General features: G+C 73.5%; 12 protein-coding genes. 5 read left to right on the forward strand and 7 right to left on the reverse strand.

Annotation, left to right across the window (positions count from 1 at the left end):
• Nucleotides 1-14: 14 nt before the first annotated feature.
• Nucleotides 15-1,355 (reverse strand): ATP-dependent 6-phosphofructokinase, encoded by a 1,341-nt coding sequence (locus FB388_RS27155; protein ID WP_425468590.1) that lies wholly within the window; start codon nt 1,353-1,355, stop codon nt 15-17.
• Nucleotides 1,356-1,579: 224 nt separating this feature from the next.
• Here FB388_RS27155 and FB388_RS27160 point away from each other — a divergent pair, with 224 nt between their 5' ends.
• A complete protein-coding gene (locus FB388_RS27160) occupies nt 1,580-3,007 on the forward strand; it encodes an MFS transporter (protein ID WP_246122447.1) in 1,428 nt (475 codons plus the stop codon).
• Nucleotides 3,008-3,663: 656 nt separating this feature from the next.
• Here FB388_RS27160 and FB388_RS27165 read toward each other — a convergent pair.
• Both FB388_RS27165 and FB388_RS27170 read right to left on the reverse strand, forming a co-directional pair.
• Nucleotides 3,664-4,029: a VOC family protein gene (locus FB388_RS27165; protein ID WP_142104970.1), complete on the reverse strand. Its 366-nt coding sequence runs from the start codon at nt 4,027-4,029 to the stop codon at nt 3,664-3,666.
• Between the two features lies 1 nt (nt 4,030).
• Nucleotides 4,031-4,900 (reverse strand): alpha/beta fold hydrolase, encoded by an 870-nt coding sequence (locus tag FB388_RS27170; protein ID WP_211362235.1) that lies wholly within the window; start codon nt 4,898-4,900, stop codon nt 4,031-4,033.
• 115 nt (nt 4,901-5,015) lie between these two features.
• Here FB388_RS27170 and FB388_RS27175 point away from each other — a divergent pair, with 115 nt between their 5' ends.
• Nucleotides 5,016-10,655 (forward strand): ATP-binding protein, encoded by a 5,640-nt coding sequence (locus FB388_RS27175; RefSeq protein WP_281290478.1) that lies wholly within the window; start codon nt 5,016-5,018, stop codon nt 10,653-10,655.
• Nucleotides 10,656-10,801: 146 nt separating this feature from the next.
• On the opposite strand, the gene FB388_RS27180 is transcribed toward FB388_RS27175, so the two are convergent.
• From FB388_RS27180 to FB388_RS27190, 4 genes are read right to left on the reverse strand one after another with little or no spacing between them, the layout of a single operon-like run.
• A complete protein-coding gene (locus FB388_RS27180; RefSeq protein ID WP_142104971.1) occupies nt 10,802-11,935 on the reverse strand; it encodes a glycoside hydrolase family 3 N-terminal domain-containing protein in 1,134 nt (377 codons plus the stop codon).
• A gap of 59 nt (nt 11,936-11,994) precedes the next feature.
• Nucleotides 11,995-12,993, reverse strand: a complete 999-nt coding sequence (locus FB388_RS27185; protein ID WP_142104972.1) for a glutathione S-transferase family protein — start codon at nt 12,991-12,993, stop codon at nt 11,995-11,997.
• Between the two features lie 37 nt (nt 12,994-13,030).
• Nucleotides 13,031-13,189, reverse strand: coding sequence for a hypothetical protein (locus FB388_RS39640; protein ID WP_170225849.1), 159 nt, complete (start codon nt 13,187-13,189; stop codon nt 13,031-13,033).
• A complete protein-coding gene (locus tag FB388_RS27190; protein WP_170225850.1) occupies nt 13,171-13,668 on the reverse strand; it encodes a GtrA family protein in 498 nt (165 codons plus the stop codon). The genes FB388_RS39640 and FB388_RS27190 overlap by 19 nt, the downstream gene beginning before the upstream one ends.
• A 187-nt stretch (nt 13,669-13,855) precedes the next feature.
• Between FB388_RS27190 and FB388_RS27195 the strand changes: the two genes are divergently transcribed.
• Genes FB388_RS27195 through FB388_RS27205 form a run of 3 tightly spaced genes read left to right on the forward strand, consistent with a single transcriptional unit; the run spans nt 13,856 to nt 16,230 of the window.
• On the forward strand, nt 13,856-14,491 hold the full coding sequence (locus FB388_RS27195) for a VC0807 family protein (RefSeq protein ID WP_170225851.1): 636 nt from the start codon (nt 13,856-13,858) through the stop codon (nt 14,489-14,491).
• Between the two features lie 9 nt (nt 14,492-14,500).
• Nucleotides 14,501-15,625, forward strand: coding sequence for a sensor histidine kinase (locus FB388_RS27200; RefSeq protein ID WP_246122448.1), 1,125 nt, complete (start codon nt 14,501-14,503; stop codon nt 15,623-15,625).
• A complete protein-coding gene (locus FB388_RS27205; RefSeq protein WP_142104975.1) occupies nt 15,625-16,230 on the forward strand; it encodes a response regulator transcription factor in 606 nt (201 codons plus the stop codon). Before FB388_RS27200 ends, FB388_RS27205 begins: the two co-directional genes overlap by 1 nt.
• The last annotated feature ends 5 nt before the right edge of the window (nt 16,231-16,235 follow it).

Raw genomic sequence — 16,235 nt, forward strand, 5'->3', positions numbered from 1 at the left:
ATGCCCGGGAGCGGTCAGGCGAACCGCGCAGGCTGCCCGGTGGACTCCAGCACCGCCATCCACAGGTCGCCGTGCGGGTCGACCTGGTTGCGCCTGCTCACGGCCACACCCATCGGGATGTGCACGAAGCGGCGCCGGTAGCGGCCCACCACCATCTCGGTGCGCCCGGACATCGCCGCGTGCACCGCCGCCTGCGAGAGCCGCACGCAGTACACCGAGTCGTACGGGTTGGCCGGCACGCTGCGGATCGCGTAGCTCGGGTCGATGTAGCGGATGGAGGTCTCGATGCCTGCGTCGGAGAAGTGGTCGGTGATCCGCCGCCGCAACCATGGCCCGATGTCCTGCAGCCGCGCGTTGCCGGACGCGTCCCGCGCGTCCTCGTCGACCCCGCCGAGCAGCTCCTGACCGGCGCCCTCGGCCACGACCACCACCGCGTGCCCTCGCTCGGACACCCGGCGCCGCACGTGGGCGAGCAGCCCGTGCTCGCCGTCGAGCGCGAACGGGACCTCCGGGATCAGCACGGCATCGGCGCCGCTGCGGGCGAGCGCCGCGTAGCAGGCGATGAAGCCCGAGTGCCGCCCCATCAGCTTGACCAGCCCGATCCCGTTGGCCGTGGACTTCGCCTCCACCTGCGCCGCCCGGATGGCGTCGCTGGCCAGGCTGAACGCGGTCTGGAAGCCGAAGCTCTGGTCGATGTAGGGGATGTCGTTGTCGATCGTCTTCGGGATCCCGACGACCGCGATGAGCAGGCCGCGGTCGGCGATCGTGCGCGCGATCTGCATCGCACCGCGCATCGACCCGTCGCCGCCCACCACGAACAGGATGTTGATGTGCAGCCGCTCAAGGCAGTCGACGATCTCGTCGGGGTCCTGGTGCCCGCGCGACGTGCCGAGCACGGTGCCGCCGTCGGTCGCGATGTCGCGCACCGACTCCGGGGTGAGGTCGACGACGTCGTGGCCGTACCGGGGCACGAACCCCTGGTAGCCGTTGCGGATGCCGACGACGCGCCGCACCCGGTAGTGGTAGGTCAGCGTGCGGACGAGGCCTGCGATCACGTCGTTGAGGCCCGGGCACAGCCCGCCGCACGTGACGATCGCCGCACGCGTCTTGGCCGGGTCGAAGAAGATCTTCCGGCGCGGGCCGCACGGTTCCATCCCCGGCAGCTGGTCGGGCACCACCCCGCGGGAGGAGATGCCGCTGAGGGTGTCGTCGAGCAGGACGCGGTCGTTCTCGCTGATGTAGTGCTCGGTGGTCCGGGTGGCGTCCAGCAGGGTCGCCATCGGGGACGTGATCCGGGCGGTTCCGAGCGTGCTGATCGTGAGATCGGGGGGTGGCTCGATGCGAGGCAGCTCCACGACGGATGCCTCGTGGCCGAGCCCGTCGGACTCGTCGGAGAAGGCGGTGCTCACGGCGCTCCCAGCGTCGGCAAGGTGGGCCGGCCACGCCGCGTCGCTGGGACGGTGACCCTCTTGACCGGTACAGGATGCCTGGCGGCGCCCGTGCAGACCAGCCTGTATCACGAGCTGTTCCCGATTCCACATGCTTGCCGGATGCCAACGACCCGTGCTCACCTGATGGGGTGACGTCCTCCCGGCCGACAGCCGTCATCGGCGTTCTCGCGTCGTGCGGGCTGGCCGTCTCACTCATGCAGACGCTGGTCGTGCCCCTGCTGCCGGTGTTCCCGCAGCTGCTGTCGGCGTCGCCCGCGACGGTGGCGTGGCTCGTCACGGCCACGCTGGTGGCCGCCGCCGTGTGCGCGCCGGTGCTCGGGCGGCTCGGCGACATGTACGGCAAACGCCGGATGCTCCTCGTCGGGCTCGGCATCGTGACGGTCGGCTCGACGCTCGGCGCCGCCGCCCCCAACATCGGCGTGCTCATCGTCGCGCGGGCGCTCCAGGGCGTCGCGATGGGCGTGATCGCGCTCGGGATCAGCGTGATGCGCGACCTCCTCCCGCCCGAGCGCGTGGGCAGCGGGATCGCGCTGATGAGCTCGTCGCTCGGGATCGGTGGCGCGATCGGGCTGCCGCTCACGGGCGCGGTGGCGCAGCAGGCGAGCTGGCGGTGGCTATTCGCAGGCGCCGCGGTGCTCGGCGCCGTGCAGTTCCTGCTCGTGCTCCTCGTCGTGCGGGAGTCGCCGCTGCGCTCCGGCGGCCGGTTCGACCTGCCGGGGGCGCTCGGGCTGTCCGCCGCGCTCATCTGCCTGCTGCTCGCCATCTCGAAGGGCAACGAGTGGGGCTGGGGCGGCCCGGTCGTGCTCGGGCTGCTCGTCGCCTCCGCCGTCCTGTTCGCGCTGTGGTTCGCCTGGGAGCTCCGAACGCCCCGGCCGCTCGTCGACCTGCGGGTCTCCGCCCGCCCCGCCGTGCTGTGGACGAACATCGCGTCCATCGTGATCGGGTTCGGGATGTTCGCGGGCTTCCTCGTGACGACCCAGATCCTGCAGGCTCCACGCGCCACCGGGTACGGATTCGGGCTCTCGCTGGTGGCGGCGGGCCTCGTGCTGCTGCCGATCGGCGGGGCGATGACGATCTTCTCGCCCGTGTCGGCCCGGGTCTCGCGGCGCCGCGGGGCGCGCACCACGCTCGTGCTCGGCGCAACCATCCTCGCACTGGGCAACGTCCTGATGGCGACGCTCCCGGGAGCACTCCCGCTGATCGTCGCGGCGTCCACCACCACGGCGATCGGCGCGGCGCTGGCCTACTCCGCCATCCCGCTGCTGATCATGGAGGCGGTGCCGGCAGGCGAGACCGCGGCAGCCAACAGCCTCAACACCCTGATGCGGATGCTCGGGACGTCCTCGTGCAGCTCGTTCGTGGCGGCGATCGCCACCGGCCTCACGACCTCCGTGGGCGGCCAGACACTGCCGGCCGGGTCGGCCTACACGGTGATCTTCCTGGCCGCCGCGGGAGCCGCCGTCATCGGCACCACCATCGCCGCGCTCACCCCGCGCGCCGCCCAGGCCGACGCCGTCCGCGCCACCGGGAGGGCACGGGCCGCGCGCGCCGCGTGAGGCACCAGGCCTTCGGTGGCGCCGCGCATCATGCAGGGCCGCTTCGCGGGCAGGCCCGGGCCTGCCCCTTCGGCGCGCGGCGCCACCGAAGGCCGGCCTCACCACCATGATCATGGCTTCGGTGCGAAAACGGCCGAAACAAGCCGGGAACGCACCGAACCGCTGATCATGGGGCGGGAGCCAGGACGCGGCCAGGCTGATCGGCGCGAGGAGCACGCCAGCGTCGCGGGCAAGGCCGTTGTGTACTGCTCGCGGTGATCCGCAAGGTTCACGCACGCGTTCTCGGCCCACGCTGCCCGTCGACCGGCAGTGCGACCCGACAAGAGGTGCGCGAGCCCAAACCAGATGCACGACGACAAGAAGATGCCCGACACCGGCCTCCTGGCGGCGCCGCGCACCAAGAGGGCAGGCCCTTGGGCCTGCCCGCACAGCTTGCCCTCAAGGGGCCGCAGAGGCTCACAGATCAAGGGGCGCGCCAGCGATCGCGAAGCGACGCGCAGCGCCCTTGAGCTGTGAGGGGCGGCCCCGCACAATGCGCGGCGCCGCCAGGAGGCCCTGACAAGGCACACCTTGAGACAGGAGGCCGTGACGCAGGCGGCCGGCTCTTCCGGATGGTGGTCTCGATACGGGCCGGCCCTACTCGACCACCGGGCACCTCACCGCGGATCCCGGCGGATCGGATGGTCCTCCGGCACCTGCACCAGCACGATCCGCGTCCCATCCGGATCGCTGATCCACATCTCGTGCAAGCCCCAAGGCTCCAGCCGCGGCTCGCGCACGACGTGGTCGGCGAGCTGGCGGTGGGCCGCCGCGAGGTCGCGGACCTGCAGCCAGAGCGCCACCGCGGGGCCTGCGGGCGCGTCCGCGGTCCCGGAGAGCTCCAGGTATCCGCCGCCGAGGAAGAACACCGTGCCGCCGGGGAACTCGCGGGCGATCGCGAGCCCGAGCGCGTCGCGGTAGAACGCGAGGCTGCGCTGCATGTCGAGGGGTCGCAGCAACACCCGTCCGGAGAGGATCTCCATGTCAGGCCGGGTGCTCGGCGACGTGTTCGAGGATGAGGTCCGCCAGCTGGTCGGGGGCCTCGTCGGGGATCCAGTGACTCACGCCCCGCAGCTCGACGTACCGGAACGGCCCCGTCACGTGCTTGTGCACCAGCTCGGTGGACTGGCGGGTCAGCGCGGTGTCTCCGTCGCTCCAGACGAACAGGGTGGGCACCTGCACCGGCGGGTCGGTGTCACCGGGAGGCCCGGAGAACACGCCGCGGTACCAGTTGATCGCGGCCTTGAGGGCGGCCGGGTCGGCGAGGCCCGCCGCGTCGCGCTGCGCCGCCTCCTTGGACTGGCCGGTGCGGCGCAGCGACGCCACCAGCCGCCGCGAGAACGGGCCACCGTTCGCCCCGAGCAGCCGCTCGGGCAGCCAGGGCAGCTGGAACGCGTAGACGTACCAGGACGCGAGCCCCTGCCGCGTGGTCACGAGCGAGCGCAGGTAGGCAGCGGGCGGGGGCACCGACACGGCCGTCAGGGTGCGGACGCGCTCGCCGTGGCGCGCGGCGAGCCGCCAGGCGACCGCGGCGCCCCAGTCGTGCCCGACGAGGTGCACGCGCGCGCCCGGGCCGACCAGCTCGTCCACCACCGCGAGCGCGTCGTCGACCATCTCCCCCAGCCGGTAGGCGTTCCGGCCGGCCGGGCGGGCGCGCGGGGAGTAGCCGCGTTGGTCGGGGGCGAGCGTCCGGAAGCCTGATTCGGCGAGCCGGTTGGCCACGCCGTGCCATGAGTCGCCCCGTTGCGGGAACCCGTGCAGGAGCAGCACCGGATCGCCGCCCGGCGGGCCCAGCTCGCGCACGTCGAACGTCAGACCGTCCCGGTTCGCCGAGCGCACGGAGGCGTTGAGCACCGCCACATTGTGCCCGGCGTCCCCCGCCTGTCGGTTGTGCGACGCGGGTGGCGTCGAGTTGGGTGGGCGCGGCGTACGGTGCACCGGTCACCAGCGACGGGGAGTGAAGAAGATCGTGACGGACACGTTCCAACGGGTCGCCATCGTCAACCGCGGCGAACCCGCGATGCGCCTGATCCACGCGGTGCGCGAGTGGAACGCCGAGCGGAGCGTGGGATCGCGAGCGGACGGCGCGGAGCTGGCCGACGGGAACGGCGCGGGTCCGCTGACCACGATCGCGCTCTACACCGCGGTGGACCGGCACGCGATGTTCGTCCGCGAGGCCGACGAGGCGGTGCTGATCGGACCCGAGGACCCGGAGCAGGCGTTCGCCACGAGCCCCTACCTCGACTACGCGGAGCTGGAACGCGGGCTGCGGGCCGCCCGCGCCGACGCCGTCTGGCCCGGCTGGGGCTTCGTCTCCGAGAAGGCCGACTTCGCCCGGCTGTGCCGCGAGCTCGGCATCGTTTTCGTGGGGCCCTCGCCCGAGGTCATGGAGCGGCTCGGCGACAAGATCGCGTCCAAGCTGCTGGCCGAGGAGGTCGGCGTGCCGATGGCCGCGTGGAGCGGCGGGCCGGTCGCCGACCTCGCCGCGGCCCGCGAGCACGCCGAGCGGATCGGCTACCCGCTCATGGTGAAGGCGACGGCCGGCGGCGGCGGGCGCGGCATCCGCCGCGTCGACTCGGCGGACCAGCTGGCCGAGGCGTTCGAGCGGGCGGGCTCCGAGGCCTCGAAGACCGCGGGCGACGCCACCGTGTTCCTGGAGCGGGCCATCCCCGGTGGGCGCCACGTCGAGGTGCAGGTCGTGGCCGACGCGGCGGGCGACGTCTGGACGCTCGGCGTCCGCGACTGCTCGGTGCAGCGGCGCAACCAGAAGGTGATCGAGGAGTCGGCATCCACGGCGCTCGACGCCGAGCAGGAGCAGCTGCTGCGCACGTCGGCCGCGCGGCTGGTGCAGGCCGCGGGCTACGTCAACGCGGGCACCGTCGAGTTCCTGTACGAGCCGAGCGAGCGGCTGCTGTCGTTCCTCGAGGTCAACACGCGGCTGCAGGTGGAGCACCCGGTCACCGAGGCGACCACCGGCGTCGACATCGTCAAGCTGCAGCTGCACGTCGCCGGGGGCGGCAAGCTCGCCGACATCGCCCCCGAGACCCCGCCGGCACGCGGCCACGCGATCGAGGCCCGGCTCACGGCCGAGGACCCCGAGCAGGGCTTCGCCCCCGCGCCCGGCCGGATCGAGCACCTGGCCCTGCCCAGCGGCCCCGGCGTCCGCGTCGACACCGGCGTCGCAACCGGCGACGTGATCCCGCCGCAGTTCGACTCCATGATCGCGAAGGTGATCGCGTGGGGCCGCGACCGCGACGAGGCGCGCGCCCGGCTCTCGCGGGCCCTCAAGCAGACCGCCGCCGTGATCGACGGCGGCACCACGAACAAGGCGTTCCTGCTCGACCTGCTCGACCGCCCCGAGGTCCGGGAAGGCCGGCTCGACACCACCTGGCTCGATACGATGATGGCGGGCGGGTACGAGCCGCCGCGCCGCCTGGACGTCGCGCTGCTCGCCACGGCGGTCGAGGCGCAGGACGCGCACGTGGCACGCCAGCGAGAGCGCTTGTTCGCCTCCGCGGAGCGCGGGCGCCCCGAGGTGGGCCACGAGACCTGGTACCAGGTGGACGTCCGGGCCGCGGGCGAGTCGTACCGGCTGCGGGTCGCGCAGTCGCGCGGCAACCGCTACCACGTGGAGCTGGACGGCAAGGCCGTCGACGTCGACGCGGAGCGCACCGGCCGGTTCGAGCGCAAGCTCACCGTGGCCGGCCGCTCCTACTCCGTGCTCTCGGTGCCGCAGGGCTCGGACTTCCTCATCGAGGTCGACGGCGCGGTGCACCGCATCTCCGGCGGCGAGGCGGGGCTCGTCAGGGCCCCCGCCCCCGCGATGATCGTCGCGATCCCGGTGGCGCCGGGCGACGCCGTCGAGGCGGGCGACGTCGTGGCCGTCGTGGAGAGCATGAAGCTGGAGACGGCCCTGCGCGCTCCCGTCTCGGGTCTGGTGCGCGAGGTGCTCGTCGCGCCGAACACGCAGGTGGACGGCGGCACCAAACTGGTCCGCCTCGAGCCGGACAGCGACTCGGGCAGCGCGGCCACCGGCGCACGGGCCGACTTCTCGCAGCTGGCCGGGCCGCCGGTCACCGGGACCGACGCGGCCGCGCGGGCCGCCGACGCGCTGCGGTCGCTGCGCTTCCTCGTGCTGGGCTACGACATCGACGAGCGCGACGCCCAGCCGCTGCTCGCCGCGCTCGGCGCGGCGCGCGCGGAGCTCGCCCCGGACGATCCGGGGGTGCTCGCGGGCGAGACCGCGGTGCTGCGCATCTTCGCCGACCTCTGCGCGCTCTCGCGCAACCGGCGCGGCCCAGAGGACGAGACGCAACAGGTCGACCCCGCCGGTGAGGAGGCCCGCAACCCGCAGGAGTACCTGTACGCGTTCCTCCGCTCGCGCGACGCCGACGCCGAGGGCCTGCCGGAGTCGTTCCGAGACCGGCTGCGCCGGGCGCTGGGGCACTACGGCGTTCCGGACCTGGCGCCGTCGGACACCGTCTCGGCCGACGCGCTGCACAGCGCGCTCTACCGGATGTTCCTGGCGCATCGCAGGGCCACCGCGCACGTGCCGGTGGTGCTGGAGCTCCTGGAGTGGCGGCTCTCGCACCCCGACTCGCTCCCGCCCGGTGCCCGCGCCGACTACCAGCGCATGCTCGACCGGCTCGTCACGGCCACCCAGCTGCGGCACCCGGTGGTCGGCAGCCTGGCCCGGCGGGTGCGCTACACGCTGTTCGACGCACCGCTGATCGCGGCCGAGCGGGCCGAGGGCCAGGCCGAGGTGCGGGCGGAGCTGGACCGGCTGTCGGACGACCCGGCCGAGCGGGCGCGGCAGATCGACGCGATCGTGTCGGCCGGCGAGCCGATCCTCGGGGTGTTCGGCGCGGAGCACCACGCGGCGATGCTCGAGGTGATGACGCGGCGCTACTACCGCATCCGCACCCTGCACGACCTGCAGGTCACCGACCGCGGCGGCCGCCCGTTGCTCACCACCCGCTACGAGCACGGGGGCCAGGAGCTCACCGTGCTGGCCACCACCGTGCACACCGCGCCCGACGCGCCTGCGTGGGGCGACCCGATGACCGTGCAGGGCGACCTGCGGCGGATCATCGCGCAGCTGCCCGAGCCCAGCGCCGTGCTGCTCGACCTCTACATCATCGCCGGGGAGGCGCCCGACGCCGACCCGGAGCGTTCGTCGGAGAAGATCCGCGCGATGCTCGGGCGGCTCCCCGATCGGCTCGCCCGCGTCGCGGTGGCGGTGCGCCGCCCCCGCGGTGACGAGCGGTCGGCGTGGTTCACGTTCACCGCCGGACCGGACCGGCGGCCGGTCGAGGACCGCACCCTGCGCGGCGTGCATCCGATGGTCGCCGAACGGCTCGGCCTGTGGCGCCTCGCCGACTTCGAGCTGACCCGCCTGCCGTCGCCGATCGACGTGCACCTGTTCCGCGCAGTCGGGCGCAACGTGCCCGACGACAAGCGGCTCATCGCGCTGTCGGACGTCCGCGAGCTCACGATCCTGCGCAACGGTGACGAGGGGAAGGGCCACATCCGCGCCCTGCCCCAGCTGGAGCAGGTGCTCGACTCCTGCCTGGACGCGATCCGCTCGGCCCGCGCCGCGAACCGCGGTGACGCGCGCCTGGACTGGAACCGGGTGCTGCTCTACGTCTGGCCGGTCGTCGACGTCCCGTTCGAGGAGCTCGACTCGGTGGTGCGGGTGCTCGCGCCCCGCTCGGTCGGGCTCGGCCTCGAGCAGGTCGTCGTCCAGTTCCGGCACGTCGGGGACGGGACGGGCGAGCCGAAGGAGTACCTGCTGCGGATGTCGCGCCCGCCGGGTGCCGGGCTCACCGTGCAGGTCACCGACCCGCCCACGGAGCCGCTGCGCGAGCTGGACGCGTACACGCAGAAGGTGATGCGGGCCCGCAGGCGCGGCGCGGTCTACCCCTACGAGCTCGTGCCGATGCTGCAGCGCAGCCCCGACCGGGGCGGTTCGGCAGGCGCGTTCACCGAGTACGACCTCGGTCCGGACGGCGCACCTGTCGTCGTCGAGCGCCCGCCGGGGCAGAACACGGCCAACATCGTGCTCGGCACCGTCACCACGCCGACGCAGCGCTACCCGGAGGGCATGACCCGCGTCGTGCTGATCGGCGACCCGACCAAGGCCCTCGGCGCGCTCGCGGAGCCGGAGTGCGCCCGCGTGCTCGCGGCGATCGAGCTGGCCCGGCGGCTGGACGCGCCGATCGAGTGGTTCGCGGTGTCGGCCGGCGCGAAGATCGCCATGGACTCCGGCGTCGAGAACATGGACTGGATCGCCCGGGCCCTGCGCGGGATCGTCGAGTTCACCCAGGAGGGCGGCGAGATCAACGTCGTGGTCTCAGGCATCAACGTCGGCGCGCAGCCGTACTGGAACGCCGAGGCCACGATGCTCATGCACACCAAGGGCATCCTGGTGATGACGCCGGACAGCGCGATGGTGCTCACCGGCAAGCAGGCGATGGACTACTCCGGCGGTGTGTCGGCCGAGGACAACTTCGGCATCGGCGGCTACGACCGGATCATGGGCCCGAACGGGCAGGCCCAGTACTGGGCGCCGGACCTGTCCGGGGCCGTCGACGTGCTGCTCGCGCACTATGAGCACACCTACCGCGCGCCCGGCGAGCGGTTCCCCCGGCCGGCACCCACCACCGACCCGGTGGAACGGGACATCTCCGACTCGCCGCACTACGGGCCCGGCTGCGACTTCACGACCGTCGGGGAGGTCTTCTCGGCCAACCCGGAGCGCAAGAAGCCGTTCGACATCCGATCGGTGCTGCGCGCGGTCTCCGACGCCGACCACCCCACGCTCGAGCGCTGGGTCGACATGATCGACGCCGACGGCGTCGTCGTGCTCGACGCACACCTGGGCGGGCAGCCGATCGCCCTCATCGGCGTCGAGTCGCGGCCGCTGCCCCGGCGCGGGCCGCTCCCGATGGACGGGCCGACCACGTTCACGGCCGGCACGCTGTTCCCGAAGTCGTCGAAGAAGATGGCCCGTGCCATCAACGCGGCGAGCGGCAACCGCCCGCTGGTGATCCTCGCGAACCTCTCCGGCTTCGACGGCTCACCGGAGTCGCTGCGCCAGCTGCAGCTGGAGTACGGCGCGGAGATCGGCCGGGCGGTCGTCTACTTCGACGGCCCGATCGTGTTCTGCGTCGTCTCCCGCTACCACGGCGGGGCGTTCGTGGTGTTCAGCGGGACGCTCAACGACAACATGGAGGTCGCCGCCGTCGAGGGCTCCTACGCGTCGGTGATCGGCGGCGCGCCCGCAGCGGCCGTCGTGTTCGCCGGGGAGGTCAACAAGCGCACGGCCGCCGACCCGCGGATCGCCGACCTGGAGGCCCGCATCTCCGAGGCCCACCAGAACGGCGCCGAGGAGGAGGCCGCGCGGCTCACCAACGAGCTCGCGACGCTGCGCCCCGGCGTGCGGGCCGAGGTGCTCGGGAAGGTCGCCGACGAGTTCGACGCCGCCCACAGCGTGGAGCGCGCCCAGCGGGTGGGCTCGGTGGACGTGATCGTGCCCGCCACGGGCCTGCGCCCCTACCTGGCCGACGCGGTGCGGCGCGGGATGGAGCGGGCCGGCAACCAGCGCTGACTCGCGCTCAGGGCGCGACTCGCCCGCACCCACAGCGCGACTCGCGTACACGGAGAGCGCGACTCGCGGAAGGGGGTTGACGCATGTCCGCGAGTCGCGGTGTGAGTGCGCGCGAGTCGCGGTGTGAGTGCGCGCGAGTCGCTGTGTCAGGAGCACACGCGCTTCGCGCGCAGCACCCTCGAGACGGCGGCGGCGTTCGCGGCGGGGTCGAGGTTCGCCTGCTCCAGGTGGTCGAGCACGGGGGTGATGCGGCCTCCGCTCGACCACAGGGCCATGTCCGCGCCCGACCGCAGGGCGCGTTCGACGGCCTCGGGCAGGGTGAACTCGTCGGTGACGGCGTCCATCGCGCCCAGGTCGTCGGTGATGACGAGGCCGTCGAAGCCGATCTCGTCGCGCAGGAGGTTGTAGGCCTCGGGGGTGAGCGAGCTGGGCAGGTCCTTGGTGAGCCCGGGCACGTCCAGGTGCCCGACGAGGACCCCGGTGCGCCCGTCGGCGAGCGGGCCGCCCGGGCCGAGCAGGGTGGCGTAGGGACGCAGGTCGTCGCCGCGCATCTCGTCCAGCGGCGGCGTGGTGACGCGGCCCTTGTGCGAGTCGCCGTTGGCCCGACCGTGCCCCGGGAAGTGCTTGAGCACGGTGTAGACGCCCGCCGACCGCTGCCCCTCGACGAACGCCTCGGCGTACCTGCTGACGGTGTCCGGGTCGTCGGCGAAGGAGCGGTCGCCGATCGCGGTCGACCTCCCGGTGACGTCGACGGTGGGGGCCAGGTTCATGGTGATGCCCCGCGCGAGCTGCTCCCGCCCGCGCTGCTCGCCCAGCGCACGCACCTGCTCCGGGGTCCGGCTGCGTGCCATGGCGCGGGCGCTGGGCAGCTCGCCGTCGAGCATGTCGAGGCGTTGCACGCGCCCGCCCTCGTCGTCGACGGCGACGGCGAGCGGGACGCGCACCATGGCCTGCACGCCGCGCAGCGCCTGGTCGGTGAGCAGCGCGGTGGCGTTGCCGCCGATGAAGATCCCGCCGACCTGGGTGGCGCGCACGTTCTCGGCGACCGCACGCGGATCGGTGGCCTCGACGCCGACCATCAGCCGCTGGGCGAGCTGGTCCCGCGGGGACATCGCCGCCACCACGTCGGCGCAGTGCGGGAGCCGGTCGGGTCCCAGGTGTTCACCCGTGAGCGGGGGCGGAGGTGGGGGCGGTGGCGGCGTCGCGCCCGCCGGCACCGCGGTGAGCAGCAGCGCCACGAGCACCCCGAGCGCCAGGGCGAGCGACTTGCGGACGGTCATCCCGGCCCATCCTCCTCCGCCGGGAAGCGCGCGCGGAGCCGCCCCGCTCCCGGCTCGGCTCAGGCGAGCGGCGGCACCCGCTCCCCCTCCGGCGGCGGGCCGGGTGGGGTGCCGTCGCCGAACGGCCGCCCGCCCAGCTCCTCCCGCCCGTGGGGGGTGAGCCAGCCGCGGGGATCGGGGCCGAGCGGGACGATGCCGGTCGGGTTGATCTCGGCGTGCACGCCGTAGTAGTGCTGTTTGATCTGCTCGAAGTCGATCGTGTCGCCGAAGCCGGGGGTCTGGAACAGGTCGCGCGCGTAGGCCCACAGGACCGGCATCTCGGTGAGCTTCTGCCGGTTGCACTTGAAGTGGCCGTGGTAGGCGGCGTCGAACCGGACGAGCGTGACCCACAGCCGGATGTCGGCCTCGGTGATCGTGTCCCCGACCAGGTAGCGCTGGGTCTCCAGGCGCTCGGACAGCGCGTCGAGCCGGGCGAACAGCGCGCGGTAGGCGCGTTCGTAGGCTCCCTGCCCCTTGGCGAACCCGCACTTGTAGACGCCGTTGTTGACGTCGTCGTAGACGGACTCGTTGATCTCGTCGATCTCGGCCCGGCGCGCCTCGGGGTACAGGTCGGGGGCGCCGTCGCGGTGGTACGCGCGCCACTGGGTGGACAGGTCGAGCGTGAGGTCCTGGAAGTTGTTGGTCACGGCCTTGCCGGTGGCGACCTCGACGACGGTCGGGACGGTCACGCCCCCGTCGAACCCGGGGTGGGCCTTCTCGTAGGCCTCGCGGAGGTACTCGATGCCGAGCACCGGGTCCCGGTTGTCGGGATCGTTGTGGAACCGCCAGCTCCGCTCGTCGTGCAGCGGGCCCGCGATGCCCATCGACAGCACCGGTTCGAGCCCGAGCAGCCGCCGGACGATCACGCTCCGGTTCGCCCACGGACACGCCCGAGCGACGACGAGGCGGTAGCGGCCGGGCTCGACGGGCCACGCCGACGATCCGTCCGAGGTGATCCGTTCGGTGAGCGCGACGGGTTCGCGCTCGAAGGCCTCGGTTCCGGACTGGGTAGCAGTCATGGACCCGAATCTATGCGGCGGTGCGCCGCCGCACAGGTCAGTCGTCGCCGTCGCCGTCGCCGTCCTCCTGCTGCGTGACGCCGGGGGCGTCGTCGCCGTCGTCGTCATCGCCGCCGCCGCAGGAACCCGCGGTGAGGAACAGGGCGGCGCCCGCGAGGACCGCCGCGATCGTCCGGCTCAGGCTCGTTCGTCCCATGCGTCCACGGTGCCAGGTTTCGCGGCAACCGGCTGGACGGGGGCCTCGCCCGTGCCGAACACCCAGTAGCGCATCACGAGGAACCGGCCGACGCCGCCGAGAACGCTCGCCGCGGCGAGCGCCACGGTCTCCTCCACCGGTGTCGGCGCGTCGACGACCAACCCGAGCAGCAGCAGGACGGCGGAGCTGTAGAAGGCGTAGAAGAGCACCGTGCCGCCGATCTGCACGCGGGCGCGCCAGGGGTGCACGGCCGTACCCCCGAACGTGAACCGGCGGTTCGCCTCCGTGCTCACGGCGGTGCTCACGAGCAGTGAGACGAGGCTCGCCGGCACTGCGTCCAACCCCGCGGTGCGCAGCAGGAGGAAGGTCGCGGCGTTGACGCCCGTGCCGAGGCCGCCGACCATCACGTACCGGGCGACCTGCAGGAACAGCGGGTGCCGCGGCCGCAGCCGGGCCGGCGCGACCACCGCCCTCGCCATATCCACCACGCCCTTCCGGCCGCGCCGAGTCGATCCCCCCTTTATTTCATCCGGAGTGGGGGACGCGCTGTCGCTCACTCGTGGGAACGCTGTGAGCGGAGCGTCATTCCCGGCCCTGACAGATGTCACGCCCGGGTCGTGACCGGTGTCGTGGTCGCCGCGGGCGCGCGAGCCGCAGGCTCGGGACATGACGCAGACGACGGACCGCTCCCCCGCCCCGGCCGCCCCTCGGTGGTCGATGTTCCTCGGCCTCTTCTGGGACATCGGGCTCAGTCTGGTGGCGTACTACGGCCTGCGGGCCATGGGCGCGTCGCCGTACGTCGCGCTGCTCGGGGGCACCGTGACGGCGGGCCTGCGGATCGCCTACGTGTGGCTGCGCACCCGCCGCTTCGACGGGTTCGCCGCGTTCATGCTGGTCGAGTTCGGGGTGGGGCTCGGGTTCGCGCTGCTCACCGGGGACGCCCGCTTCCTGGTGGCGAAGGAGTCGTTCAGCACCGCGATCGCCGGGCTGATCTTCCTCGCGAGCTGCGGGTTCGGCCGCCCGATGATCTGGCACGCCGCGGCGCGGTTCCAGCCGGCAGCCCGGGCCGAGCTGGAGCGCCGTTGGCAGGCGGTTCCGGAGTTCCGGCACGCATTCCGCATGCTGACGATCGGGTGGGGCGCCGGGCTGCTGGCCGAGGCGGTGGCCAGGGTGGTGGTCGCGTACACGCTGCCGGTGGATGCCGCCGCCGGGCTGTCGCAGCTGCTCCGCTTCGGCACGATGGGGTTGCTGGTGCTGTGGACGCTCGCCGCGGTGAAGCGCCACCGCGCGGGGCGATCGTAAGGTCGGGACGTGCGCGTCGAGCAGGGCGTCGATCGCCGGGCATGGCCGGTCTGGACCCCCGAGGACCCGGCGGCCACCCGCCGGGTCCGCCTGCGCAGCGCCATCGCCGCGGCGGTGTTCCTCGTCTTCCTCGTGCGCAGCGTCATCCAGGAATGGGGCCTGCCGGCCGGCAGCCGCGTCGCGCTCGTCGCGGTCACCGGCGTCTACGTCGTGAGCTACCTGCTCACGCTGTACCTCGGCCCGCTGCAGGGGCCGATCGTCCGGACCCTCGCGATCGGCTGGCTGTACCTGGCAGGCGCCGCGTTCACGCTGGTGACCGCCGACCCGAGCGACCTGGCACTGCTGTCGTACGCGGTGGCAGCCGGGATCATCCTGCTGCCGCTGCGCTGGGGCATGGTGCTCGGGCTGCTCACCGCCCTCGCGCTGATGGTCGGCACCTGGGCGGTGGACGGCGCGGTCGACTGGAGCGACACGTTCGTGCTGCTCATGATGACCGCCGGGCTCGTGACGGTCACCCAGCTCATCCGCACGGTCAACCAGCTCCGCGCCGCGCACGACCGGATCCGCGCGCTCGCCGTGGCCGACGAGCGGGCCCGAGTGGCGAGGGACCTGCACGACGTGCTCGGCCACAGCCTCACCACGATCACCGTCAAGACCGGCCTGGCCCGGCGGATCCTGGAGAGCGGCGCCGATCCGGACCGAGCGCTCACCGAGCTGAGCGACGCCGAGCGGCTGTCCCGCCATGCGCTCGCGGAGATCCGCGCCACCGTGTCCGGCTACCGACGGCCGTCGCTGGCCGCCGAGCTGGCCGGGGCCCACGAGGCGCTGCGGGCGGCGGACATCGCGGGGGATCTCCCGCAGGCCGTCGACGACGTCGCGGAGGAGCTGCGGGAGCCGTTCGCGTTCGTCCTGCGCGAGGGCGTCACCAACGTGATCCGGCACAGCGGCGCCACCCGCTGCGTCGTCCGGATGGGTCCGCGCTGCCTGGAGATCCGCGACGACGGCCGCCCCGCCGACGGGGTCGAGGCCGGGAGCGGCCTCACCGGGCTCACCGAACGGATGGCCGCGGTGGGCGGCCGCCTGACCGCGGAACCCCTGCCCGGCAGGGGCTTCCGCCTCTGCGCGGAGGCGTGATGATCCGGGTGCTCCTGGCCGACGACCAGGCGCTCGTCCGCGGCGCCCTGGCCGCGATGCTGGCCCTCGAGCCGGACATCGAGGTGGTCGCCGAGGTCGGCGACGGGGGCGAGGTCGTCGAGGCGGCCCGCCGCACCGTTCCCGACGTCGCGCTGCTGGACGTCCAGATGCCCGGCACCGACGGGCTGACCGCGGCGGCGCAGCTGCACACCGCGCTCCCGTCCTGCCGCATCGTCATGTGCACGACGTTCGGCCGGCCGGGCTACTTCGCCCGGGCCATGGCCGCAGGCGCCGCGGGCTTCGTCGTGAAGGACTCACCGCCGGAGCAGCTGGTGGAGGCGATCCGCAGGGTGCACGCCGGGCTGCGCGTCGTGGACCCCGGATTGGCCGCGGAGTCCCTGGCCCGCGGAGTCAGCCCGTTCACCGAGCGGGAGCGCGACGTGCTGCGCGCGGCCCGCGACGGCGCGAGCGTGGCCGACATCGCCCGCGCCGTGCACCTGTCGGGCGGCACGGTCCGCAACCACCTGTCCTCGGTGATCGGCAAGACGGGCGCCGCCAACCGCGCCGAGGCCGCCCGCATCGCGGAGGAGAACGGGTGGCTGTGAGCGCG

This window comes from Pseudonocardia cypriaca, from assembly GCF_006717045.1.
Taxonomy (GTDB): Bacteria; Actinomycetota; Actinomycetes; order Mycobacteriales; family Pseudonocardiaceae; genus Pseudonocardia; species Pseudonocardia cypriaca.

Excerpts from the sequence above, each read along its gene's own strand:
- FB388_RS39640 (WP_170225849.1), bottom strand. The coding sequence starts at position 13,189 with ATGGGACGAACGAGCCTGAGCCGGACGATCGCGGCGGTCCTCGCGGGC.
- FB388_RS27190 (WP_170225850.1), bottom strand. The coding sequence starts at position 13,668 with ATGGCGAGGGCGGTGGTCGCGCCGGCCCGGCTGCGGCCGCGGCACCCG.
- FB388_RS27165 (WP_142104970.1), bottom strand. The coding sequence starts at position 4,029 with ATGGAGATCCTCTCCGGACGGGTGTTGCTGCGACCCCTCGACATGCAG.
- FB388_RS27205 (WP_142104975.1), top strand. The coding sequence starts at position 15,625 with ATGATCCGGGTGCTCCTGGCCGACGACCAGGCGCTCGTCCGCGGCGCC.
- FB388_RS27180 (WP_142104971.1), bottom strand. The coding sequence starts at position 11,935 with ATGACCGTCCGCAAGTCGCTCGCCCTGGCGCTCGGGGTGCTCGTGGCG.
- FB388_RS27185 (WP_142104972.1), bottom strand. The coding sequence starts at position 12,993 with ATGACTGCTACCCAGTCCGGAACCGAGGCCTTCGAGCGCGAACCCGTC.
- FB388_RS27195 (WP_170225851.1), top strand. The coding sequence starts at position 13,856 with ATGACGCAGACGACGGACCGCTCCCCCGCCCCGGCCGCCCCTCGGTGG.